The organism is Serratia sp. TSA_105.2 (assembly GCF_052692115.1).
Genome location: NZ_JBQZFT010000002.1, coordinates 302,759 through 325,589, shown reverse-complemented (window position 1 = coordinate 325,589; position 22,831 = coordinate 302,759). Strand labels below are relative to the sequence as shown.

Genomic DNA, 22,831 nt, shown 5'->3' with positions numbered 1-22,831 from the left:
TTACATCGGCGGCACGGTGCCGTCTTTGCCGGCGGAAATGCGGGTGGCGATGCGCTCGCCCTTATCGTTGACGGCGGAGAACAGCACGATGTGCACGCCCGGCTTCAGCAGGCTCAAATCGCCTGGATCCAGCGTCACGATCGGCACATCTTCCGGCACGACGACGGTTTTCTGCTGGTTGCCGTAGGTGACGGTCAGGGTGCGGCCGTTGGATTTCACCAGTTTGCCGACGGTGCCGTTGGTCATGGTGTCCACTTTGCCGTCGGCGGATTCCCAGGCCGAGTGCCCTTCGCCGGTGCCGCGCAGGCTGGCGGCGAACACGTGCACCTCCAGCGCTTTGAGCGTGCCGTCCGGCTGCGGCACGGCGGCGGTGCCGATAAAGCTGTCCGGTTTGATGTCGTCCAGCGTGGCTTTGGACACGCTGAGCACTTTGGTCTGATCGTTCAGCTTGACGCTGAGTGTCTCGCCTTTGCGATCGGTCAGCTGCAGACTGCCGTCGGCCACCTGGCTGATGGTGCCGCGCAGCGGCGCGATGACTTTGCCCGGCGTTTGGGCGGCGGCGGCCAGGCCGCTGGACAGCAGCAGGGTGGATAACAGTAAACCGGCTATACGATGACGGGTAATCATAACGTTCTCCTGAAATGAGTTTGCCGGTTAAGCATGGTTGAGCCATTGGGTCAGCGCCATGGCCGTTTGATGACATTAATGTCATCAAGTTTGTCCGCCGAAGCTGCTAGTATTTTTGCAGACGTAACGAGGTGGTGAGCATGCGAATACTGGTAGTTGAAGACGATATCGGCACAGGGGATTACCTGAAGAAAGGGCTGGGTGAAGCGGGGTACGGCGTCGATTTGGCGCGCACCGGCACCGACGGATTGTTTCGCGCGTTGGAGCAGGACTACGATGCGATCGTACTCGATGTGATGCTGCCGGGGCTGGACGGTTGGCAGATCATCGAGGTGCTGCGCAAGAAAAGCGACGTGCCGATTCTGTTTCTCACCGCCCGCGACGGCGTGCAGGATCGCATCCACGGTTTGGAGCTGGGCGCGGACGACTATCTTATCAAGCCGTTCTCGTTCACCGAGCTGGTGCTGCGTTTGCGCACCTTGCTGCGCCGCGGGCCGGCGCGCGAAGCCGATCATTACGCCATCGCCGATCTGCAGCTGGACGTGCTGCGCCGCCGGGCGGTGCGCCAGGATCAGGTGATCCCGTTGACCAACAAGGAGTTCATGCTGCTGCATCTGCTGGTGCGGCGCGAGGGCGAAGTGCTGTCGCGCACGCAAATAGCCTCTCAGGTGTGGGACATGAATTTTGACAGCGACACCAATGTGGTTGACGTGGCCATCAAACGCCTGCGCGCTAAAATAGACCGGCCGTTCGACGTCAAGCTGATCCACAGCGTGCGCGGCATCGGCTATGTCTGCGAGCCACGCTCGTGAGCGGGCGCACTTCGCGTCGGCCGGTGTCGCTGACGCTGCGCACCGCCACGCTGTTCGCGCTGGTGGCCGCGTTGGTGGTGAGCGGGACGGGTGGGTATCTGTATAGCGCCATGCGCCAGGAAATGACGCTGCGCAGCGATCTGCAGGTGACCGGGCGCGTAGAGTATTTCCGCCATCTACTGGGGCAGCGCTTTCCTTTGGCGCGTCTTACCGCCAATAACGGCCTGTTTGAAAACATGCTGGGTAATGAACAGGACGTGCTGATTTTCCAAATCCCGGGACAAAAACCGCTCATCAACGTGAACCCGGCCGGGGTAGCATTGCCGCCGATCGCACCGACGCCGGCCGGCGAGGCGCAGACGCTGGCCGCCGTCCGCAGTGGGGAAACGGCGCAGGGGGTGCCGCTGCGCGCGGCTTCGGCGATGGTGCGCCTGGAAGACGGCAGCCTGTTGCAGATCTCCGCCGCGCACGTGATGGTCAACGAACAGAAGATGCTGGCGCGTTACCTGTGGCGCATCGTCGCAGCGGTGGCGGTGGCTTTCCTGCTGATTGCGCTCCTGGGGTATGGGGTCATGCGCCGGGGGTTGAAGCCGTTATGGCGCATGGCGGCGCAGGCGTCGCAGATTGCGCCCAATACGCTGTCGACACGCCTCAGCGAGCAGGGGGCGCCGAAGGAGTTGCAGCAGTTGACCCGTTCGTTCAATGCGATGCTCGATCGGTTGAATGAAGGCTACCAGCGGCTGACGCAGTTTTCCGCCGATCTGGCCCATGAAATCCGCACCCCGGTAGGGGCGTTGATGGGCCAGTGTCAGGTGGCGCTTTACCAGCCCCGCAGCGTGGAGGAGTACGAAACCCTGCTGTCGAACAATATGGATGAGCTGGAGCGCATTTCCCGCATGGTGGAAAATATCCTGTTCCTGGCGCGTGCCGGCGAGGCGCAGTCTGCGCTGAACTACAGTCGTTTGGATGTGGCGCTGGAGCTGCGGCGGGTGGCGGATTACTTCGAGGGGCTGGCGGAAGAACGCGGCATCGTGCTGAGCTGCGAAGGTGAGGGCGGGTTGAAGGCGGACGCAATGCTGTTCCAGCGGGCGTTGAGCAACCTGGTGGCTAACGCAGTGCGTTATGCCGACGAAAACAGCCGGATCGTCCTGCGGGCTGAACGGCGCGCCGATGCCTGGTGGGTGCAGGTTATCAATCAGGGGCCGCCGATCGCGCCGGCACAGCTGGAAAAATTGTTCGATCGCTTCTATCGCGCCGATCCTGCGCGCAGCGCTGGCAATCATGCCAGTGGGCTGGGGCTGTCTATCGTGCGCGCCATCATGACGCTGCACGGCGGTGAGGTTCGCGCGCAGTGTTCAGATGGCCGGGGTTCCGCTTGCTTGACCTTTAGCCTGATATTCCCTTCATCAGTTCAATGAGCTACAGCGAATGTTTTCGCCTGTTGCGGAAAATGCGACAGGCGTCATTCGTAAGTTTTTCCTTTCATTATTGTTTCCCATCAGCCTTGGCTGAACCGCAAATTTAACATTTGCGTCGCGGCAAACGCGTTAATTCATCGGGCTAATGCAGATGGACTGCGGTCTGTGATTACGCTCAACATTCACGTGTTATTATTTTTTTATTAAAATTTAGTTCTGCGGTCTTTTTTTGAGATGATTTTCCTTAAAATTGATAATTTGCAACACAAAAAACTAATTTTGTGGTTTTTGTCGCGTCAATATATCAATGAATGTGGTGATTGGTTAACCTTTGGTTATGGTTTGCAAGAAAAATCCTATATAAACGATGGTGAGGTGACAAAGCGTATTTCGTGGCGTTAATTGAGTGGTTTTTCTTGCCTGCACTTGGGTATTTTCGCGAATTACCTGATTAAATATTTATTTAATATTTCATTAACATTTGACGCCAAACTATAAATGATCGCTATAGTGAATACATGTGAATAAAATGAAATATAGATTTAATGACCATATTCTCTTTGACGCAGACACCAGAACCCTTAGCCCAACAGATTTTTCTGACGATCCCATATCCATATCCAGTCCTTCCAAACGGTTGTTGCTGCTGTTGATTGCCCACCATGGTGAGGCCGTAGGGCGTGAACTGATATTCAAGAAGGTCTGGGACGATTACGGCATGGTGTCCAGCAATAATAATCTTAATCAGTGCGTCAGCAAGTTACGTCGGGTGATTAAAAATCTGGGCGTCGAGGAAGAGGTTATTGTCACGGTCCCTAAAGTGGGTTTTATGCTGCGTGATGAGATTACCATCGAGTCTTATGAGGAAGCGGAAGATATTCACGATGCAGAACCCGTCGTCTCTTTGCCGGAGTCTGTGACCGAAGCGGCGATAAATCCGCCGTCCGCAACCGTCATCAACCGGGCCACCTCTTTTTTTGGTGATTTCCGCCGCGGCTGGCTGATGATCTTTGCATTGGTCCTGGGGGGGATCCTCATGGCCATTGCTGTCACCGCCTATTTCAGCGGCTCGGAGGCCCGGCAGGAGAGCTACCTGGGAAAGTCCGGCAACTGTAAGGTTTTCATCTCGTTGCCTGCTGCCTCGGCGTCGGTCAACGCCAGCCTGAATCGAGACATTCTGGCTTACGCCGCTCACCAAACGGCAGAATGCAGCGGCGATGAGTTTTTGCTGGTGGTGCGCAGCAATCAGGTCAGAACTTACATTTCCGGCATTTCCCGCTTATTCCTGCTGCGCTGCAAGATTTTGCGTGAACATAAAATGGAGATCTGTTCAGGGTTGGAAAGCGACAATGCCGAGTTTATTAATTGACCATTGATAGCCGCCGCCCAACGCGATTGAGAGGAAGATGGATATGACAAAAATATGACAGTATTGAAATTAAACGTTTGATTTTCATTTGGCGGGCTGCCGTGTGGCGTTTATCGAGAGCTATTTCTCTTTCTCTACCGCTTTCTACCTAATTATGGTGATTATGTATGGTTAAAGCCGATTTCGCTGATGCGCTGCTATTTTTCGAACCCAGCTATTTAGTGAGAAGAGGAATGGAAGCATTTCTCATTACCCGAACAAATGGCAGGCATTTTATCGATACCTTGAGGGAGCTGGAGGAGGCATTGAAAGAAGGAAAGCCTCGCGTGCTTATTATGGAGTTATATCATCAGAGAGAATATTTGTATGATGTATTACGGTTCATTCTAACGGCAAAAAATGTCTGGCCGGAAATTCCCTTGGTGATTTTCACCGCTGTAGAACATCCCGGTATATTAGCGTTGTTGGCGACGGATGCGCGCATAGCGATAGTGGCAAAGAAGGAGCCTTTGCATTGCCTGAGTGACGCCATTGCGGCTGCGGGTGAGTTCTCCGGCTATCGTTCCCCGCATATTCGCGCCCGGCTGGTGCACTCTGCAGCCGCATTATCTGCCACTGAATGGCGAGTTTTGGCCATGATGGTTGCCGGCGCATCTCCACGAAGCATCGCCAACGTGACCCGGCGAAGTTACAAAACCATAAGCTCCCATAAACTGAATATTATGCGAAAACTGGGCCTCAATCAGGCCGGATTTATGCGGCTTATTCATACCCTGAGAACCCGATACCCTTCCTGACACGTGGCGATAAGCCCCCCTTTTCTCTACAGCGGCCGATCTTGATTGGCTGCTGCCCCTTGTGTAAATCCAATCAATCTTTTCCCTCAGCGAACAACGCCAGCGCTGAAATTTTCACCGCCATGGGAAGGGCGAACAGAGCGTATTTGTGGTTAAACAATACCCGCCTTGCCGGGTTAAACCACAATGTGATTGTGCTTTCATCGAAGGCTTAACCCGTTTTTTAATGTGATTGATGGGGGATAAAACATTAATTGCGGGATTTAAATCTAAATATTTGAACTTTAATAGTTAATGATTCTTTTTTGACCGGCCGGGGATATTCTTGTGGCGTCAAGCAGACTGGCTAAACGCAGTGATGCAAACGGCTGGCTGAGAATGGACGAAAGAAAGAAAACATATTCAACATTGAAGGGAGTTATACCATGAAGAAAATGACACTGGCTCTGGCGATCGTTTCCGCCTTTGCAGCGGTCAGCACTGCTCAAGCCGCCGACGTTACCGCTCAGGCGCTGGCAACCTGGTCTGCGACCGCCAAGAAAGACACCACCAGCAAACTGGTTGTGACGCCGATTGGCAGTCTGGCCTTCAACTATGCAGAAGGCATTAAGGGTTTCAACAGCCAGAAAGGCCTGTTTGACGTCACCGTGGAAGGCGATACCACGGCCACCGCTTTCAAACTGACCTCAAAACTGGTCTCCAATACGCTGACTCAGCTGGATACTTCCGGTTCTACGCTGGAAGTCGGGGTGAACTATAACGGTGCGGTGGTCGGGAAAACGGCTGAAACCACCATGATCGACACCACCGCCGGCATTTTGGGCGGCAATCTGAGCGCCCTGTCCAACGCCTACAACCAGGCCGGCCGCACCAGCGCGCAGGATCAGTTCACCTTCAGCATCATCGGCGCGACGTCAAACGGCACCACCGCCGTCACGGATTTCAGCACGCTGCCGGAAGGTATCTGGAGCGGCGACGTCAGCGTCGAGTTCAACGCGACCTGGACTTCCTAATCCCCCGAACGATCTGCATCTGGCAGGGGGGAGACCTCCTGCTATTTATCGCTCATCAACGCCAGTGGAATACCGCAATGACACGCTTTTCTCTCGCCGTCACCCTGATGTTAATGCTGCTGCGGCCGGCTTTGGCGCTCGATGTGGGTGAGATCAGCGCCTTCATGCCTGGCGACAGCGCGCGCCTGAGCAAGGAAATCAAAAACACCACCGACAGCGGCCGGCTGGTGACCATCAAGATCGAACGCATTTCCAGTCCCCTGGCCTCCGGCACGGTGATCCCGATGAGCAGCCGGGATGAAATGTTGCTGTCGCCCGCCAGCCTGATCTTGCCGGCCAACGCCAGCGATGTGATCCGCTTTTACTACAAGGGGCCGAATGATGCCCAGGAGCGTTACTACCGCATCGTTTGGTTCGATCAGGCGTTGAGCGAGGCGGGGCAAAACTCGGCTCGGCGTAATGCCGTGGCCACCACGTCGGCGCGCATCGGCACTATTTTGGTGGTGGCGCCTCGGCAGGATCGCTTCGCCTATCAGTTCGCCAACGGACGGATCAAAAACACCGGCAACGCCACGTTCAAAGTGGTGGCCTACGGCAATTGCAGGAACAAGCAAGACGGCAGCGACTGCAAGGAAAACTATTTCGTGATGCCGGGGAAGGATCGCGCCTTCAGCAAGGTTGACGTCAACGATAAAAAAGGACGCGTCGCGCTGTGGCACGGCGAACAGTTTATCCCGGTGAAGTAATGCGCGCGTTATCCACGATGGATGCAAAACAATCACGCAAGGAGTGGCATGTGAACGCTGTGCTGTTGAGAACGCTTTTGGCTGCCGGTGCGCTGGCGCTCCCGACGCTGTTGCCTGGCCGTATGGCGATGGCGGCCGGTTTGACGCAGATTAACGGCGTGCTGATCCCGCACACTTTCAGCCTGGCGTTGCGCGAGGGGATGAGTATTCCGCTGTTGTTGCATTATGAAAAGAGCGATGGCGTCAAAGACGACAGCCGCATCGGCCATGCCTTTCTCTACCTGGATCAGGACAGGCTAAAGATTCGTCGGGTGACGCTGGAGGATAACGACGACGGCGCCCGGCTGACGGCGGCGATTGCCGGTCAGCTGCAGGCTTTGCAGGATGCGCCATTCGATCGGCAGCAGCATATCCGGATCGCGGACGACGCCTGGCTGGCGCTGGATTTCCGGCAGCTCAACCTGCAGCTGGTGGTGAAGGAATCCGCGTTGGGGACGGTGCTGCGCGCTCGTTCCAGCGACATCGGCGCGTCCAGCGTGGATGCCGTAAGCAGCACGCTGGATTATAACCTCGGGGTCTACGATAACCGGGCCCGCGCCAGCGAAGGCAACACCTCCAGTTATTTATCGCTCAACAGCGTCACGGCGTTGCGTGAACACCACGTGGAGTTGAACGGTTCCATCTACGGTATCGGCAGCGGCGATGAAAACGCCACGCTGTACAAAGCGATGTACGAGCGTGATTTCGCCGGCCGCCGTTTCGCCGCCGGCATGCTGGACAGCTGGAATCTGCAGTCGCTGGGGCCGGTCACGACCATCAACTCGAGCAAGATTTATGGTCTGTCCTACGGTAACCGCGCCAACTCGACGGTCTTCGATAATTCCCAATCGCTGACGCCGATCGTGGTTTTTTTCCCCTCGGCCGGCGAGGTGCATCTGTCGCGCGACGGGCGGCTGCTCAGCGTACAAAACTTCACGATGGGCAACCATGAAGTGGACACCGGCAGTTTGCCCTACGGTATCTATGACGTAGAGGTGGAGGTCGTGGTCAACGGCAAAGTGGTCGATAAACGCATGCAGCGAGTGAATAAATTGTTCAGCCCCAATCGCGGTGCGAATGCGCCGCTGGCCTGGCAATTCTGGGGCGGGATGCTGCGCATGGACGACTGGCGCGGCGAACGGGAGCGCCACCGCCCGGCAAAGGACTCTTATTTGCTTGGCGCTTCGGCTACCGGCAATCTGCAAACGCTTAATTGGGCGCTGTCGGGGTATTCGTTTGACGGCAACGCCGTCGGCGAGAGCCGCATCAGCCTGCCGGTGACCGAGTCGATTCAGATCAACCTGCAAAACATGGCGGCCTCCGATCGCTCCTGGAGCCTGGTCAACAGCGTCAGCGCCGCGTTGCCCGGCGGCTTCAGCAGCGTATGGATCAATCAGGAGAAAACGCAGATTGGCGATCGTCTGTTGCAAAATGACGCCTATAACCGCGCCGTTGGCGGCAGCCTTAATCTGGGGGCGCTGTGGTCTCCGCTGGGCACCCTGAGCGCCAGCTACAACGACGATAAGAAGAACGACAGTCACTATTACAACGCCGACTATTACCAGAACATCTTTACCGGCCGCTTCGGCACGCTGGGCGTACGTGCGGGCGTGCAACGCTACAACAACGGCAGCAGCAACGCCAATACCGGCAAGTACATCGCGCTCGATTTTTCACTGCCGATGGGCAACTGGCTCAGCGCCGGCGTTTCCAATCAAAACGGCTACACCACCGCCAACCTGGCGGCGCGCAAGGACATCAAGGACGGGCCGATCCGCACCTTGGGCGCCAACCTGTCGCGGGCGATTTCCGGTGATACCCGCGGCGACAACCGCTTCAACGGTGGTGGCTATGCGCGCTTCGACACCAAGTATTCTGCCGGCACGCTCAACGTCAGCAGCTCCGCCGACGGCTACGTTAACAGCAGCCTGACCGCGAGCGGCAGCATGGGCTGGCAAGGGCGCGATATTGCCATCAGCGGCCGCAACGAAGGCAACGCCGGGATTATCTTCAATACCGGCATTGAAAACGACGGCCTGCTGACCGCTCGGGTTGACGGCCGGATGGTGAAGCTGAGCGGCAATAAGAATTACCTGCCTTTGTCGCCTTACGGTCAGTACGACGTTGAGCTGATGAACAACAAAAACTCGGCGGAGAGCTTCGACATCGTCACCAGGCGCAAGAGCAAGCTCACCCTGTATCCGGGCAACGTGGCGGTGATCTCGCCGGAGATAAAACAGATGGTGACGGTGTTCGGCCGCATCAAAGCGGAGGACGGCACGCTGCTGGCCAACGCCTATATCAAGAACCATATCGGCCGCACCCGCACCGATGAGAAAGGCGAATTTATCATGGACGTCGACAAGAAATTCCCGGTTATCGATTTTACCCACGGCGGCAATCAGACATGCGAAGTGGATTTGGATCTCAGCAAGGCGCAAGGCGCCGTGTGGGTCGGCGACGTGATCTGCACCGGGCTGAAAACCTATGCGGGCAATATGTCATCCGGGGAGTCTGACCATGAAAGCTAACGTTGCGCTGTTGTTGTTGGCGCTGGTCGCCCCCGCGCTGCAGGCGGCGGTCAGCCAGACCAACTGGCCGGATGCGGCGGTCATGAAATTTGTCTTCGTGGAGAACAACGCCGACGACAACTTTTTCGTCACGCCGGCCGGCGGGCTGGATCCGCGCATGACCGGCGCCAATAAGTGGACCGGGCTGAAATACGGCGGTTCCGGCACTGTCTATCAGCAGAGCCTGGGGTACGTGGATAATGGTTACAACACGGGGCTGAATGCCAACTGGCGCTATGACATGTGGCTGGAAAATGCGCCGATAAAGAATCCGTTCCTCGGCCTGCGCTGCATCAACTGGTATGCCGGTTGCAATATGGATACCAGCTTGATTCTGCCGCAGACTACCGACGAAAAGGGATTTTACGGTGCCGTGGTCACGCCCGGCGGCGCAAAATGGATGCACGGCATGATGTCGCCGAGCTTCTATCAGTATCTGAAGCAGATGGCGGCGGGTGACGCATTCAGCATGCAGATCAACGGCTGCCAAACGTCGGTGGCTTACGACGCCGCGGCCGGCGGCCGCTGTCGGGATCAGGCCAGCGGCAGCTGGTACAAGCGCACCGTCACGCACAGCAAGGCGGCCCACCTGCGCTTTATCAATACCAACGCCGTATCGGAGGTGTTCGTCAACAGCGATGGGGTGCCGATCATCGGCGAGGGCAATGCCGATTGCAAGAACCAGACCATCGGCGCCCGCTCAGGCATCATGTGCAAGATGGTCAGCTACGATTTGCAGACCGACGGCAGCGTGAGCAATACCTCGATTCATATTTTCCCGGCGATTAACCATGCGGCGCTGTCTTCAGCGGTGAACGCCGCCGATCTGCAGTTCAGTCTGAACGGCAACACCTGGAAAAATACGTCGGGCACCGGCAGCTACTATACCTTTAACGAGTTGAAGAGCAGCAACGCCGTGTATGTGTTCTTCTCCAGTAACTTCTTCAAACAGATGGTCGCGCTGGGGATTTCCGACAGCGGCACTCGCGATCTGATCAATTTCCGTTTTCAGAACACCACTTCGCCGGAGTCGGGATGGTATGAGTTTTCCACCTCAAACCAGCTGATTATCAAGCCGCGCGATTTCAGCATCAGCATTATTTCCGATGATTACGACAACAGCCCACACCGTGAAGGTTATGTCGGCCCGGCGGAGCCGGCGCTGGAGTTCGGCTACTTCGTGACCACCAGCGGCAAAACCGCCGCCGATCAGGTGAGAGTGATGGCGACCGGGCCGACTCAGGCGATCAACGGGGTGAACTATTGCCTCTTTTCTTCGGCGGATAACAGTACCCAGGTGCCGTTCCCCGCCACCCTCGGCATCACCACCAGCACCAACGGCCAGCAGAGCTTCGCCGCCGGCTGCGATGGCCAGTGGCACGACATGACCAATGCGCTCTGGAGCAGCACGCCGTGGAATGATATCTCCGGCGAAGTGGGGGTGCTGAACAAGACCCGCGTGACCTTTAGCATTCCGATGAACAATCCGATCTCGCTGAGAACCGTCGACGGTAACGGTTGGTATGGCGACGTCAGCGCCGCCGGTGAAATTCATGTCGAAGCCACCTGGCGCAACATCAATTGAGGGCAGGGCGTGAAACTTGTGCTGATAGGGTTGCTGTGTTTGTCCTTCCCCTTTACTGCCGGCGCGATCAATGTCGGTACCCTGACGTTTGCCATGGATCAGGACCGCTCATTCACCGCCAAGCGGGTGTTGAACAACAACCGCAGCGCGCGCCTGTATCAGGTGAGCATTCGCGCCATCGATCGGCCGGGAGAGCGCGAGGTGCGCAGCCGGCCGGCGGACGGCGAGCTGCTGTTCGCGCCGCGCCAGCTGACGCTGCAGGCCGGGCAGGCGGAGTACTATAAGTTTTTCTACCGCGGGCCGCAGGATAATCGCGAGCGTTATTACCGGGTATCATTTCGCGAAGTGCCGACCCGACTGTTCGAGCCGGGGCCGCGTCGGGGCGCCGGCGTCAACCTGGAGCCGATCGTGGTGATGGACACCATTCTGGTGGTGCGCCCGCGTCAGGTAAACTTTGCCTATCGGCTCGATACCCAGCGCGGTACGCTCACCAACACCGGCAACACCTACTTCAAGTTCCTGCTCAAGCCGGGTTGCAACAGCACGGATGAAGAGGGCGTCACCGAATACCTGCGCCCCGGCGATACGCTGACCCATGCCGGTATTCGGCTGAAGGGGCAGAAATTCATTATCTATAACGACAAATTTATCAGCGTCGATCGCAGCTGCCTCGATTAACGCGGCGGAATGGCAAAGCGGAAGCAGGCGCCGCTTTGCGCTTGTTCGATCAGCTGAATATCGCTGTCGTGCAGCTGCAGAATGCGTCGCACGATCATCAGGCCCAGTCCGCCGGAAGGGCGCCGGGCGCCGCTCAGGACAGACGGGCGCACGAACAGATCGGCGCGCAGCGTCTGCGGAATGCCGGGGCCGCTGTCGCTGACCTGCACCATCACCTGATCGTCCTGCCGCCACAGCCGCACGCCGATGTCGCCGCCGGGCGGCGTATGGCGAATGGCGTTGTCCAACAGGTTGGTCAGCACCCGCTCAATCATGCTGAGATCGGCGAACACAGGCGGAATGCCGGGGGGAATGTCGGCATGCAGCCGCTGGTTGCGCGCCTCCGCCGCCAGCTCGAACTTTTGGAACACGTCCTGCAACAGCTCGCTGAGGGAAAAAGGCTCTTTCTGCGGTTTCACTACGCCGTACTCCAGCCGCGCCAGCTCGAACAGCTCCTGTGCCAGCTTGCCCACTTTGCGGCTCTGCGCCAGCGCGATCTCCAGATAGCGCCGCCGATCGGCTTCGCTCAGGGTGGCAGCCTTGACCGACAGCGTCTCCAGATAGCCGTGCAGCGAGGTGAGCGGGGTGCGCAGATCGTGCGAGACGTTGGCGATGAACTCACGCCGCAGCCGATCCTGCTGCGCCAGCGTTTGCCACTGTTCGGCAAGGCGCTGCGCCATGCGGTGGAAAGCCTGCTGCAGCTGGCTGACTTCGTCGCGCCCGGCCCGTACCGCCGGCAGCGCCGCGTAAGCTTGCACCGCCTCGATGCCGCCGTTGTCCAGCGCGCTGACCTGCCGGGTCAGGCGACGGATAGGGCGCGTCACCCAATAAAACGCGAAACCGCCGGCCAGCAGGCTGAACAGCACCATCAGCCCGGAGGTCCACAGCGCCATCCTGACCGCCGAGTTGAACTGGGCGTTGCTGGCCAGCGTCGTGTACTCTTCGCCGAGCAGCACCACGTACAGATAGCCTTCGATCCGGCCATCGACCTTAAGCGGCGCGACGCTGAACACCTTGCGCCCGTCCACGCTGCGCGGATCGTCGCCATACACCGGCATCGGCGCGCCACCGAGCAGCGCCTGCAGCGGCGGCAGCGCGACCCGCTGCCGCTTCAGATGCCCGGCCGGCGCGGCGTGGCCGATAATCGCGCCCTGCTTGTCGAGCAGGTAAACCTCAACGCTGGGATTCACCGCCATCAGCTGATCGAACAGGGTATGCACCGCCTGCGGATCCGGCCCGTTCACCCCCAGCAGCGGGTTGCTGTCGGCGATATGCTGCGCCAGGTTGCCGGACAGGCGCTGGATCACCGCCTGGCTGTACTGGGTGCTGCTGCGCACCTGCATCCAGCCGGAAAAGGCGCAGCCGATGACGATCAGCAGCGCGAAGATCAGCGTGAGGCGTTGCGCTAACGTAAGGTTTTTCATGGCTCACTCTTGCGGCGCGGCCGCGAATTTATAGCCCATGCCCCACACCGTGAGGATGCGCTCGGGTTCCGCCGGGTTGCGCTCGATCTTGATACGCAGCCGGTTGATATGGGTGTTGACGGTGTGCTCATACCCCTCGTGCTGATAGCCCCAAACCTGATTCAACAGGCTCAGGCGCGAGAACACCTGGCCCGGGTGGCGGGCGAAAAAGTACAGCAGGTCGAATTCGCGCGGCGTCAGCTCGACCGGCTGCTGGTGCAGGTGCACTTCGCGGGCGATGGGGTCGATGGTCAGATCGTTGAAGCTGAGCACGCCGGCGTCCATGCGCAGGTTGCGGCTCATCGCTTCCTGGCGGCGAAACAGTGCCTTGACCCGCGCCACCAGCTCCAGCATGGAGAAGGGCTTGGCCAGATAGTCGTCGGCGCCCAGTTCCAGCCCCAGCACGCGGTGCACCTCGCTGGAGCGCGCGCTGGTGATGATGATTGGCGTGTAGCGCGTCATGGTGCGCGCCCGGCGGCAAATCTCCAATCCGTCCACGCCCGGCAGCATCAGATCGAGGATGAGGGCGTCCCAGCCGCCCTGTTCCAGCATCGCCATTCCTCGGTTGCCGTCGGCGGCGTGGCTGATGGCGTAACCTTCGTCGCGCAGATGCAGCTGCAGCAGTTCGGCGATGTCGCCGTCGTCCTCGACGATCAAAATTCGTTTTGGCTTGTCCATTCTCATTACCGCCGATTGCCCGTTTCTCTCTGAAGTCTACACAACCCCCACCGGCGGAGTTATCACATTTTATTTAACTTTGCGTGAGGTCTTGGGGAACAAATCCGGGGAATACTCGGCTTATCGCATCGTTAGCTGGCAGGAATCTTTATGAGCCTCACTCTCACCCCGGAACAACGACAGACGGTGCATCCGCTGTGGCTGCGGTTGACGCACTGGCTGAATGCGCTGGCGATGCTGATCATGGTGACCAGCGGCTGGCGCATCTACAACGCCTCACCGCTGTTCAACTTCAGCTTTCTCAATGAACTGACGCTCGGCGGCTGGCTGGGCGGCGCGCTGCAGTGGCACTTCGCCGGCATGTGGCTGTTCGGCATCAACGGGCTGTGCTACCTGCTGATCAACCTGGCCAGCGGGCGTTTCAAACGCAAATATTGGCCGCTCAGCCCACGGCAGTTTCTCGCCGATATAGGCGCCGCGCTGCGTGGCAGGCTGCAACACGCCGACCTGCGCCACTACAACATGGTGCAACGCGTGGCCTATCTGTCGGTGATGATCCTCGGTGCGCTGAGCGCGCTGTCCGGGCTGGTGCTGTGGAAATCGGTGCAGTTTCCGCTGCTGCGTACGCTGCTCGGCGGCTATGAGGCGGCGCGCTATATCCACTTTTTCGCCATGTCGGCGCTGGTGGCCTTCGTCGCGATTCACCTGGTGATGGTGGCGCTGGTGCCCCGGACGCTGCTGGCCATGCTGCGCGGACGCTAAGGAGTGAATGATGGAAAAGGATAAACGGATCATGACGATCGGTGAAGGGCAGGCGATCGTCAAAGAAGCGCAGCGGCTGTTGAGCGCGCCTTCGCGCCGCCGCTTTCTGCGCAACGGCCTGACGCTGGGCGGCATCGCCATGCTCACCGGCTGCGATCTCAGCGATAACGCCAACGTTGAACAGGCGCTGAGCCGCATCTCGCGCTTCAATGATCGAGTACAGGGCTGGCTGTTCAACGGCGATCGCCTGGCGCCGGTCTACCCGGAATCGATGATCACCCGGCCGTTCCCGTTCAACGCTTTCTACGCCGAGGAGGACGCGCCGGACATCAACGGTGACGACTACCGGCTGGAAGTGGCCGGTTTGGTGCGGGACAAACGCGCCTGGAGCCTGCCGCAGTTGCACCGGATGGCGCAGGTCAGCCAGGTGACGCGCCATATTTGCGTCGAGGGCTGGAGCGCCATCGGCAAGTGGGGCGGCGTGCCGTTCGCGACCTTTCTCAAGGCGATCGGCGCGGATCTGAGCGCCCGCTACGTCAGCTTCAAATGCGCCGACGATTACTACACCAGCATCGACATGGCCACCGCGCTGCACCCGCAGACGATTATCGCGCTGACCTATGACGGCCAGATCTTGCCGCGCAAGTACGGCTACCCGATGAAGCTGCGCATGCCGACCAAGCTGGGCTACAAGAACCCGAAACACATTCAGGTGATCGAGGTCACCAACCGCTTCCCGGGCGGTTACTGGGAAGACCAGGGTTACAACTGGTTTGGCGGCAGCTGAGGCGGCCGCCGGCCATTCTCCGGCACTTCGGTGCCTTTGACATGACGAAAGGAAATACCATGAAAAAGTTATTCGCAATGATGATGTGCAGCGCGCTGATGCTGGGCGTGGCCGGTGCCAACGCCGCCGATGGCATGAGCAAAGACGCGATGAAAAAGGACGGCATGAGCCAGATGTCGCACGACGGCATGGCCAAAGACGGCATGAAGAAAGCGTGCATGGGCAAGGACTGCATGAAGAAAGACAAGATGGGCAAAGACGCGATGAAAAAGGATGGCATGGCGAAAGACGGTATGGCCAAAGACGGCATGAAGAAAGACGAAATGAAGAAGGACGCGATGGGGCACTAAGCCGCCGTACCCCGCGGCCGCAAGCGGGCGATCCGCGGCGGCCGTGGGCAACATAAGGAGAGAGGATGATGCTGGCGACATGGCTGCGGCGCTTTCAGCGCTCGAACGGGGACGTTATCTTTATGCGCGCGGCGCTGGTGGTGATCTTCGCCGCCTTCGGTTACGCCAAGTGGTTTGATTACGAGGCGCAGGGGCTGGTACCGCTGATCGGCAACAGCCCGCTGCTGAGCTGGATGCATCAGGCGTTCGGCATCCGCGGCGCCAGCTATGCGCTGGGCGTTGCCGAGTGGAGCTTCGGTTTGCTGCTGCTGGCGGGATTCTGGTCACGGCGGCTGGGGTTGCTGGGGGCGATCGGTTCGACGGTGACCTACCTGACCACGCTGACGCTGATCTTTTCCACGCCGGGGGCCTGGGAGCCTTCCGCCGGCGGTTTTCCGGCCATGGCCGGCGCCACCAGCTTTTTAATCAAGGATCTGGTGTTGCTGGCCGGTTCCCTGGTGCTGCTGAAAGCCGACTTGCCGGCCGAGCAGGCATAAAAAAGGGCGTAGCCTGGCTACGCCCTCTCGTGATTTATCGACCGTCACATATCCGGGAAGGTCAGGGTGCCCCCCGGCGCTTCGCGATGAATGTGCAGGAAGTTCAGGTGCTTCTCGTACTGGTCGAGGATATCGCCAATCACCTGTTCCTTGCTGTAGTCCATCAGGTCGTTGCCCTGGGTGCCTTCCATCAGGAAGGTTTCCAGCCGGTAGTAGTGCGACTTGCCGGAGCGGGCGCGGTAGGTGAAGCCCGGCACCGAGTAGCGCATCGGCCAGATCTGATAGATAAAGTTCTGTTCCTCGCCCAGGCGTACCAGCAGCTCCAGGTGGTTCAGACGCTCGTCTTCGGTCGGCGGCACTTCGCTGAACTCCACTTTCGCGCCGCGCAACTCCAGCTCGCGCGCCACGTCCTGCATCGCCGGACGACAAACCTTATCCAACATCTTCTGCGTGTACTGGGTGCCCGGGTAGTTCATCACCCGCGACAGGCGCTGTTTCCAGTTGAGCACGTCGTGGCTGGAGACCGGCACCGGCGCCAGGGTGCTGAGCGCGCTGGCCTTGCGGTAGTCTTCCACCCGCAGTGATTTATACAGCCCGGCCATCACGAAGAAGATCACGAAGCTGAACGGCAGGCCCATGATCACCGTGGTTTTCTGCAGCGCCGGCACGCCGTCGGTCATCAGCATGCCGATGGTCAGCAGGCCGATGGCCACCGACCAGAAAATACGCAGCCAGTTCGGCGCATCATTATTGATGTCGGCCAGGCGCGAGGTGAAGTTGCCCAGCACCAGCGAACCGGAGTCCGCCGAGGTGACGTAGAACAGCAGGCCGGTGATGGTGGCCACCGAGGCGCTGAAGGTGAAGCCGGGATATTGCGCCAGCAGGCTGTAGAAGCCGCGCTCCGGGAACTGCATCACTTCCTGTGCAAACTCGGCGTTGCCGTGAATGATCTGGTAGAGCGCGCTGTTGCCGAAGATAGACAGCCACAGCAGGGTGAACACGAACGGTATGATCAGCGTGCCGACCACGAACTGGCGAATGGTGCGCCCGCGCGAGATGCGCGCCAGGAACAGGCCGACGAACGGCGACCACGCCACCCACCAGGCCCAGAAGAACAGCGTCCAGTTGTTCATCCACTCCACCGGCCGATCGAAGGCGAAGCTGTTGAGCGTCATGCCCATAAAGCGATTGACGTAATCGCCGACGTTGAGCACCAGTGCGTTGAGCAGGAACTCGGTGTCGCCGAAGAACAGCACGAACAGGATCAGGCCCAGCGCCAGCAGCACGTTCAGCTCGGACAGGATGCGGATGCCCTTGTTGACGCCCGAGGTGACCGAGATGGTGGCCATGATCACCGACAGCAGGATCAGCGAGCCTTGCACCGTCAGGTTTTCCGGGATCTCGAACAACACCTTGAGGCCGTAGTTGAGCTGCACTACGCCGATGCCCAGCGTGGTGGCGATGCCGAAGATGGTGCCGAGCACCGCGGCGATGTCCACGCTGTGGCCGATCGGCCCGTTGATGCGCTTACCGAAGATCGGGTACAGCGCCGAGCGGATGGTCAGCGGCAGATTGTAGCGATAGCTGAAGTAGCCGAGGGCGATGCCCATCAGCGCATACATCGACCAGCCGGTCAGGCCGTAGTGGAACAGCGTCCAGACCATCGCCTGGCGCGCGGCTTCCAGCGTTTGCGCGTCGCCTTCCGGCGGCATCATGTACTGGGTCACCGGCTCGGCGACCGAGAAGAACATCAGGTCGATGCCGATGCCGGCGGCGAACAGCATCGCCGCCCAGCTCATCAGGCTGAACTCCGGCTTGGACTGTTCCGGCCCGAGCTTGATCGAGCCGAAGCGCGAAGCGGCGATAAACACCACGAACACGATGTACAGCGTCGCCGCCAGCAGGTAGTACCAACCGAAGGTGGTCGACACCCAATTCAGCGTGCGGGTGATCCACTGCCCGGAGAAGTCGGTGAAAAAGATGGTCATCAGCGAGAAGGCCAGGATCAGCCCTGCCGAGGTGAAGAAAACCACAGGGTTGAGGCGGTCCTGCTGCGGTTTGGAGGAGGTTTCGTGGGTTGTCATCGTCATCCTCTGAACTGAAAAAATCGTGCCGCTCCGCATTCCGGGGCGCGTTGGCCTCTGGAAAACGGGCGAATGAAGGCGGTGGCCATCCCCGTGAGGAGGGCCTGAATGATACCGCTTTCGCCTGTTAATGAAGCGCCGACGCGCTTCGCGGCGGGAACCGCTTACAGCCACTGATTTTGGTCAGATTCGTTAATTACCTCACAAAAATCAGCCAGTTCCACAACCAGATAGTACAATTTTTTAACCAGGCGGCAATAAAATATATGCAATTTTTATTGAACGTTCAATCAAAAAAAAGTTTAATAGTCCTCATGATGACCTGAATCACGGGCGAAACGGCAGTGAAATTTGCCCGCTGAGATAAGGCCGAAGTCGGTTTTGTGAGAGTCGAAATATGCCAAAGGTAGGAATGCAGCCAATCAGAAGGCAGCAGTTGATTGATGCCACGCTCGCCGCGGTAAACGAAGTGGGAATGCATGACGCCACCATCGCGCAGATCGCGCGGCGGGCCGGCGTTTCCAACGGCATCATCAGCCATTATTTCAAGGACAAGAACGGCCTGCTGGAAGCCACGATGCGCTATCTGATCAGCCATCTGGGCGAGGCGGTGAAGCTGCGCTTGCAGGCGCTGACCGATAACAGCCCGTCGGCGCGGCTGCAGGCGATCGTCGCCGGCAACTTCGACGACAGCCAGATCAACAGCGCGGCGATGAAGACCTGGCTGGCCTTTTGGGCCAGCAGTCTGCACCAACCGCAGCTCAACCGGCTGCAGCAGGTGAACGGCCGCCGGCTCTATTCAAACCTGTGCGCCGAGTTTCGCCGCGTTATGCCGCAGCCGCAGGCGCGGTTGGCGGCCAAGGGGTTGGCGGCGCTGATCGACGGACTGTGGCTGCGCAGCGCGCTGCGCGGCTCGGCGTTCAATCAGGCGCAGGCGCTGGCGCTCACGACCGAATACATCACGTTCCAACTCCGGGGGCAGACGCCGCCCGGAGGATAACCCAAGGAGATCCTATGTCCCGTTTTGGCTTGCAGAAGCTCTATATTCATGGCGCCTATGTAGACAGCACCGCTGGAAAAACCTTCAACGCCATTAACCCGGCGAACGGCGAAGTTCTGGCTGAAGTCCAGTCCGCCGGCGCTGAAGATGTCGATCGTGCGGTGGCCAGCGCGGCCAGCGGGCAGAAGGTGTGGGCGGCGATGACGGCGATGGCGCGTTCGCGCATCCTGCGTCGCGCGGTGGATATTCTGCGCGAGCGCAACGATGAACTGGCGGCGCTGGAAACGCTGGATACCGGCAAAGCGATGTCGGAAACCACCGCGGTGGACATCGTTACCGGCGCTGACGTGCTGGAGTATTACGCCGGCCTGATCCCGGCCATTGAAGGCGAACAGATCCCGCTGCGCGAAACCTCATTCGTCTATACCCGCCGCGAACCGCTGGGCGTGGTGGCCGGCATCGGCGCCTGGAACTACCCGATCCAAATCGCGCTGTGGAAGTCCGCGCCGGCGCTGGCGGCGGGCAACGCGATGATCTTCAAACCGAGCGAAGTCACCTCGTTGACGGCGCTGAAGCTGGCGGAGATTTACACCGAAGCCGGCCTGCCGGACGGCGTTTTCAACGTGGTGACCGGCAGCGGCGCGGAAGTGGGGCAGTACCTGACCGACCATCCGGGCATCGCCAAAGTTTCTTTCACCGGCGGGGTCAAAACCGGCAAGAAGGTGATGGCCAATGCGTCGGGGTCGACGCTGAAGGAAGTCACCATGGAGCTGGGCGGCAAGTCGCCCCTGATTATTTTCGACGACGCCGATCTGGATCGCGCCGCCGATATCGCCATGATGGCCAACTTCTACAGCTCCGGCCAGGTGTGCACCAACGGCACCCGCGTCTTCGTGCCGGCGGCGCTGCAGGCGCAGTTTGAGGCGAAAATCCTCGAGCGCGTGAAGCGCATTCGCCTCGGCGATCCGACCGATCCGCAGACCAACTTCGGGCCGCTGGTCAGCTTCGCGCACATGGAGTCGGTGCTGCGCTTTATCGAGAGCGGCAAGAACAGCGGCGCGCGCCTGCTGTGCGGCGGCGAACGCGTCACCCACGGCGAATTCGGCAAGGGCGCTTACGTGGCGCCGACGGTATTCAGCGACTGCCGCGACGACATGGAAATCGTGTGCGAGGAGATCTTCGGGCCGGTGATGAGCATTCTCAGCTACCAGAGCGAAGAGGAAGTGGTGCGCCGCGCCAATGACACCACCTTCGGCCTGGCTGCGGGCGTGGTGACCAACGATCTGGCTCGCGCGCACCGCGTGATCCACCAGCTGGAAGCCGGCATTTGCTGGATCAACACCTGGGGCGAGTCGGCGGCGGAAATGCCGGTCGGCGGCTACAAGCAGTCCGGCGTTGGCCGCGAGAACGGCCTGACGACGCTGGAACACTACACCCAGATCAAATCGGTGCAGGTCGAGCTGGGCGAATACGCCTCGGTATTTTAACTATCCCCGTCGTCTTTCAAGCTACAGCGTTGTTGGCTGCGAGCGCAGACCCCAGTCACTTACTTGAGTAAGCTCCTGGGGCTCTGCGCCCTTGCCGCCTAGCTGTAACTCGAAATCCATAGGGGATATATCTTTTTCGCATCCAAAACTGCCTTGTTATATTCAGCATGCGGAATTCAAGCCATTCGCATCATTCAGGCATACGAATATTTAGGAGATAATGAATGGAATTTGACTACATCATTATCGGTGCCGGTTCTGCCGGCAACGTGTTAGCCACTCGATTGACCGAGGACGCCGACGTCAGCGTGCTGCTGCTGGAAGCCGGCGGCCCGGATTACCGGATGGATTTCCGTACCCAGATGCCGGCCGCGCTGGCGTTTCCGCTGCAGGGCCGCCGCTATAACTGGGCGTATGAAACCGATCCTGAGCCGCACATGAACAACCGCCGGATGGAATGCGGCCGCGGCAAAGGGCTGGGCGGTTCGTCCCTGATCAACGGTATGTGTTACATTCGCGGCAACGCGATGGATTTCGATAACTGGGCCAAGGCGCCGGGTCTGGAAGACTGGACCTATCTGGACTGCCTGCCGTATTTCCGCAAGGCGGAAACGCGCGATATCGGCCCGAACGATTACCACGGTGGCGAGGGCCCGGTGAGTGTCACCACGCCGAAAGCCGGTAACAACGAACTGTTCCACGCGATGGTGGAAGCCGGCGTGCAGGCGGGTTACCCGCGCACCGACGATCTGAACGGTTACCAACAAGAAGGCTTCGGCCCGATGGATCGCACCGTGACGCCGAAAGGGCGCCGCGCCAGCACCGCCCGCGGTTACCTGGATCAGGCGCGTTCACGGCCGAACCTGAAGATCGTTACCCATGCGCTGACCGACCATATCGTGTTCGACGGCAAGCGTGCGGTGGGCGTCAACTATTTGCAGGGCGACAGCAATCAGCTGACTCACGCCAAAGCGCGGCGCGAAGTGCTGCTGTGCGCCGGCGCCATCGCCTCGCCGCAGATCCTGCAGCGTTCGGGCGTCGGCCCGGCGGCGCTGCTGAACAGCCTGGATATCAAGGTGGTGCACGATCTGCCGGGCGTCGGGGAAAACCTGCAGGATCACCTGGAGATGTACCTGCAGTACGCCTGTAAGAAACCGGTGTCGCTGTACCCGGCGCTGCAATGGTTCAACCAGCCGAAGATCGGCGCGGAATGGCTGTTCAACGGTACCGGCGTCGGCGCCAGCAACCAGTTTGAGGCCGGCGGTTTCATCCGCAGCCGCGCAGAGTTCGCCTGGCCGAACATTCAGTATCACTTCCTGCCGGTGGCGATTAACTACAACGGCAGCAACGCGGTGAAAGAGCACGGCTTCCAGGCGCACGTCGGCTCGATGCGTTCGCCGAGCCGCGGCCGGGTGCAGGTGAAATCGAAAGATCCGCGCCAGCACCCGAGCATTCTGTTCAATTACATGGCGACCGAACAGGACTGGCAGGAGTTCCGCGACGCTATTCGCATCACGCGCGAGATCATGGCGCAGCCGGCTTTGGACGAATACCGTGGCCGCGAGATAAGCCCGGGGCCTGAGGTGCAGACCGACGAACAGCTGGACGCTTTCGTGCGCGAGCACGCCGAAACCGCCTTCCACCCGTCCTGCTCGTGCAAGATGGGCGAGGATGAGATGGCGGTGGTCGATGGGCAGGGCCGGGTGCATGGCATGGAAGGATTGCGGGTGGTGGATGCGTCGATCATGCCGCTGATCATCACCGGTAACCTGAACGCCACCACCATCATGATCGCCGAGAAGTTAGCCGATCGCATTCGCCAGCGCGCGCCGCTGCCGCGTAGCACCGCCGACTATTACGTCGCCGGCGATGCGCCGGTGCGCAAGCAGTAACCGACACGCCCTCTCGCCGTTGAGGGGGAGGGCCGCCGTAGCAAGCAACCCCTCTCCATATGCTCTTCCCCCAAGGCGAGGGGGCAACTCTCTTTTATT

General features: G+C 59.5%; 20 protein-coding genes. 16 read left to right on the top strand and 4 right to left on the bottom strand.

Going from position 1 to position 22,831, the window contains the following annotated elements; all coding sequences use genetic code 11:
• On the bottom strand, positions 1–627 hold the full coding sequence (locus tag ACUTSC_RS07845; protein ID WP_197766588.1) for a hypothetical protein: 627 nt from the start codon (positions 625–627) through the stop codon (positions 1–3).
• Positions 628–767: 140 nt separating this feature from the next.
• On the opposite strand from ACUTSC_RS07845, the gene ACUTSC_RS07840 reads away from it, so the two are divergent.
• The 9 genes from ACUTSC_RS07840 (at position 768) to ACUTSC_RS07800 (ending at position 11,654) form a co-directional block, all read left to right on the top strand.
• Positions 768–1,439, top strand: coding sequence for a heavy metal response regulator transcription factor (locus tag ACUTSC_RS07840; protein ID WP_021504273.1), 672 nt, complete (start codon positions 768–770; stop codon positions 1,437–1,439).
• On the top strand, positions 1,436–2,857 hold the full coding sequence (locus tag ACUTSC_RS07835) for a heavy metal sensor histidine kinase (protein WP_197766587.1): 1,422 nt from the start codon (positions 1,436–1,438) through the stop codon (positions 2,855–2,857). The genes ACUTSC_RS07840 and ACUTSC_RS07835 overlap by 4 nt, the downstream gene beginning before the upstream one ends.
• Positions 2,858–3,386: 529 nt before the next feature.
• Positions 3,387–4,226 (top strand): winged helix-turn-helix domain-containing protein, encoded by an 840-nt coding sequence (locus ACUTSC_RS07830; RefSeq protein ID WP_197766918.1) that lies wholly within the window; start codon positions 3,387–3,389, stop codon positions 4,224–4,226.
• 167 nt (positions 4,227–4,393) lie between these two features.
• Positions 4,394–5,023 (top strand): LuxR C-terminal-related transcriptional regulator, encoded by a 630-nt coding sequence (locus tag ACUTSC_RS07825; RefSeq protein ID WP_445653253.1) that lies wholly within the window; start codon positions 4,394–4,396, stop codon positions 5,021–5,023.
• A 425-nt stretch (positions 5,024–5,448) separates the two neighbouring features.
• Complete coding sequence (gene ecpA / locus ACUTSC_RS07820; protein ID WP_004939148.1) at positions 5,449–6,036, top strand: common pilus major fimbrillin subunit EcpA; 588 nt, start codon at positions 5,449–5,451, stop codon at positions 6,034–6,036.
• A 77-nt stretch (positions 6,037–6,113) separates the two neighbouring features.
• Positions 6,114–6,782 carry an EcpB family pilus assembly chaperone gene (locus ACUTSC_RS07815; protein WP_038880871.1) on the top strand — a complete coding sequence of 223 codons (669 nt, stop codon included), beginning with the start codon at positions 6,114–6,116 and terminating at the stop codon, positions 6,780–6,782.
• A gap of 50 nt (positions 6,783–6,832) precedes the next feature.
• Entirely contained in the window at positions 6,833–9,352 is a 2,520-nt protein-coding gene (locus ACUTSC_RS07810) for a CS1-pili formation C-terminal domain-containing protein (RefSeq protein ID WP_197658383.1), read from the top strand.
• Positions 9,342–10,976: a fimbrial adhesin EcpD gene (gene ecpD / locus ACUTSC_RS07805; RefSeq protein WP_197766585.1), complete on the top strand. Its 1,635-nt coding sequence runs from the start codon at positions 9,342–9,344 to the stop codon at positions 10,974–10,976. Before ACUTSC_RS07810 ends, ecpD begins: the two co-directional genes overlap by 11 nt.
• 9 nt (positions 10,977–10,985) lie before the next feature.
• On the top strand, positions 10,986–11,654 hold the full coding sequence (locus ACUTSC_RS07800) for a fimbria/pilus periplasmic chaperone (protein ID WP_197766584.1): 669 nt from the start codon (positions 10,986–10,988) through the stop codon (positions 11,652–11,654).
• On the opposite strand, the gene ACUTSC_RS07795 is transcribed toward ACUTSC_RS07800, so the two are convergent.
• Positions 11,651–13,117, bottom strand: a complete 1,467-nt coding sequence (locus tag ACUTSC_RS07795; protein ID WP_445653252.1) for a HAMP domain-containing sensor histidine kinase — start codon at positions 13,115–13,117, stop codon at positions 11,651–11,653. The genes ACUTSC_RS07800 and ACUTSC_RS07795 overlap by 4 nt on opposite strands.
• 3 nt (positions 13,118–13,120) lie before the next feature.
• Entirely contained in the window at positions 13,121–13,834 is a 714-nt protein-coding gene (locus ACUTSC_RS07790) for a response regulator transcription factor (RefSeq protein WP_047728196.1), read from the bottom strand.
• Between the two features lie 150 nt (positions 13,835–13,984).
• Between ACUTSC_RS07790 and ACUTSC_RS07785 the strand changes: the two genes are divergently transcribed.
• The 4 genes from ACUTSC_RS07785 (at position 13,985) to ACUTSC_RS07770 (ending at position 16,269) form a co-directional block, all read left to right on the top strand.
• Positions 13,985–14,596 (top strand): cytochrome b/b6 domain-containing protein, encoded by a 612-nt coding sequence (locus ACUTSC_RS07785; RefSeq protein WP_197766582.1) that lies wholly within the window; start codon positions 13,985–13,987, stop codon positions 14,594–14,596.
• Positions 14,597–14,606: 10 nt separating this feature from the next.
• A complete protein-coding gene (locus tag ACUTSC_RS07780; protein ID WP_197766581.1) occupies positions 14,607–15,383 on the top strand; it encodes a molybdopterin-dependent oxidoreductase in 777 nt (258 codons plus the stop codon).
• A gap of 59 nt (positions 15,384–15,442) precedes the next feature.
• On the top strand, positions 15,443–15,733 hold the full coding sequence (locus tag ACUTSC_RS07775) for a pentapeptide MXKDX repeat protein (RefSeq protein WP_102984056.1): 291 nt from the start codon (positions 15,443–15,445) through the stop codon (positions 15,731–15,733).
• A 65-nt stretch (positions 15,734–15,798) separates the two neighbouring features.
• A complete protein-coding gene (locus tag ACUTSC_RS07770; protein WP_033637683.1) occupies positions 15,799–16,269 on the top strand; it encodes a YkgB family protein in 471 nt (156 codons plus the stop codon).
• 44 nt (positions 16,270–16,313) lie between these two features.
• Here ACUTSC_RS07770 and ACUTSC_RS07765 read toward each other — a convergent pair whose 3' ends face one another.
• Positions 16,314–18,353 carry a choline transporter gene (locus ACUTSC_RS07765; RefSeq protein ID WP_060440723.1) on the bottom strand — a complete coding sequence of 680 codons (2,040 nt, stop codon included), beginning with the start codon at positions 18,351–18,353 and terminating at the stop codon, positions 16,314–16,316.
• Between the two features lie 397 nt (positions 18,354–18,750).
• Between ACUTSC_RS07765 and betI the strand changes: the two genes are divergently transcribed.
• The 3 genes from betI (at position 18,751) to betA (ending at position 22,732) form a co-directional block, all read left to right on the top strand.
• The gene (gene betI / locus ACUTSC_RS07760) at positions 18,751–19,353 is read left to right on the top strand and encodes a transcriptional regulator BetI (RefSeq protein WP_197766579.1); all 603 of its coding nucleotides are present in this window, start codon (positions 18,751–18,753) and stop codon (positions 19,351–19,353) included.
• A 14-nt stretch (positions 19,354–19,367) separates the two neighbouring features.
• A complete protein-coding gene (gene betB / locus ACUTSC_RS07755) occupies positions 19,368–20,840 on the top strand; it encodes a betaine-aldehyde dehydrogenase (protein WP_445653251.1) in 1,473 nt (490 codons plus the stop codon).
• A gap of 224 nt (positions 20,841–21,064) precedes the next feature.
• Positions 21,065–22,732, top strand: a complete 1,668-nt coding sequence (gene betA, locus ACUTSC_RS07750) for a choline dehydrogenase (protein WP_063988839.1) — start codon at positions 21,065–21,067, stop codon at positions 22,730–22,732.
• Positions 22,733–22,831 lie beyond the last annotated feature (99 nt).

Excerpts from the sequence above, each read along its gene's own strand:
- ACUTSC_RS07770 (WP_033637683.1), top strand. The coding sequence starts at position 15,799 with ATGATGCTGGCGACATGGCTGCGGCGCTTTCAGCGCTCGAACGGGGAC.
- ACUTSC_RS07840 (WP_021504273.1), top strand. The coding sequence starts at position 768 with ATGCGAATACTGGTAGTTGAAGACGATATCGGCACAGGGGATTACCTG.
- ACUTSC_RS07780 (WP_197766581.1), top strand. The coding sequence starts at position 14,607 with ATGGAAAAGGATAAACGGATCATGACGATCGGTGAAGGGCAGGCGATC.
- ACUTSC_RS07845 (WP_197766588.1), bottom strand. The coding sequence starts at position 627 with ATGATTACCCGTCATCGTATAGCCGGTTTACTGTTATCCACCCTGCTG.
- ACUTSC_RS07795 (WP_445653252.1), bottom strand. The coding sequence starts at position 13,117 with ATGAAAAACCTTACGTTAGCGCAACGCCTCACGCTGATCTTCGCGCTG.
- ACUTSC_RS07815 (WP_038880871.1), top strand. The coding sequence starts at position 6,114 with ATGACACGCTTTTCTCTCGCCGTCACCCTGATGTTAATGCTGCTGCGG.
- ACUTSC_RS07790 (WP_047728196.1), bottom strand. The coding sequence starts at position 13,834 with ATGGACAAGCCAAAACGAATTTTGATCGTCGAGGACGACGGCGACATC.
- ACUTSC_RS07775 (WP_102984056.1), top strand. The coding sequence starts at position 15,443 with ATGAAAAAGTTATTCGCAATGATGATGTGCAGCGCGCTGATGCTGGGC.
- betI (WP_197766579.1), top strand. The coding sequence starts at position 18,751 with ATGCCAAAGGTAGGAATGCAGCCAATCAGAAGGCAGCAGTTGATTGAT.
- ecpA (WP_004939148.1), top strand. The coding sequence starts at position 5,449 with ATGAAGAAAATGACACTGGCTCTGGCGATCGTTTCCGCCTTTGCAGCG.
- betB (WP_445653251.1), top strand. The coding sequence starts at position 19,368 with ATGTCCCGTTTTGGCTTGCAGAAGCTCTATATTCATGGCGCCTATGTA.
- ACUTSC_RS07765 (WP_060440723.1), bottom strand. The coding sequence starts at position 18,353 with ATGACAACCCACGAAACCTCCTCCAAACCGCAGCAGGACCGCCTCAAC.
- ecpD (WP_197766585.1), top strand. The coding sequence starts at position 9,342 with ATGAAAGCTAACGTTGCGCTGTTGTTGTTGGCGCTGGTCGCCCCCGCG.
- ACUTSC_RS07785 (WP_197766582.1), top strand. The coding sequence starts at position 13,985 with ATGAGCCTCACTCTCACCCCGGAACAACGACAGACGGTGCATCCGCTG.
- ACUTSC_RS07825 (WP_445653253.1), top strand. The coding sequence starts at position 4,394 with ATGGTTAAAGCCGATTTCGCTGATGCGCTGCTATTTTTCGAACCCAGC.
- ACUTSC_RS07830 (WP_197766918.1), top strand. The coding sequence starts at position 3,387 with ATGAAATATAGATTTAATGACCATATTCTCTTTGACGCAGACACCAGA.
- betA (WP_063988839.1), top strand. The coding sequence starts at position 21,065 with ATGGAATTTGACTACATCATTATCGGTGCCGGTTCTGCCGGCAACGTG.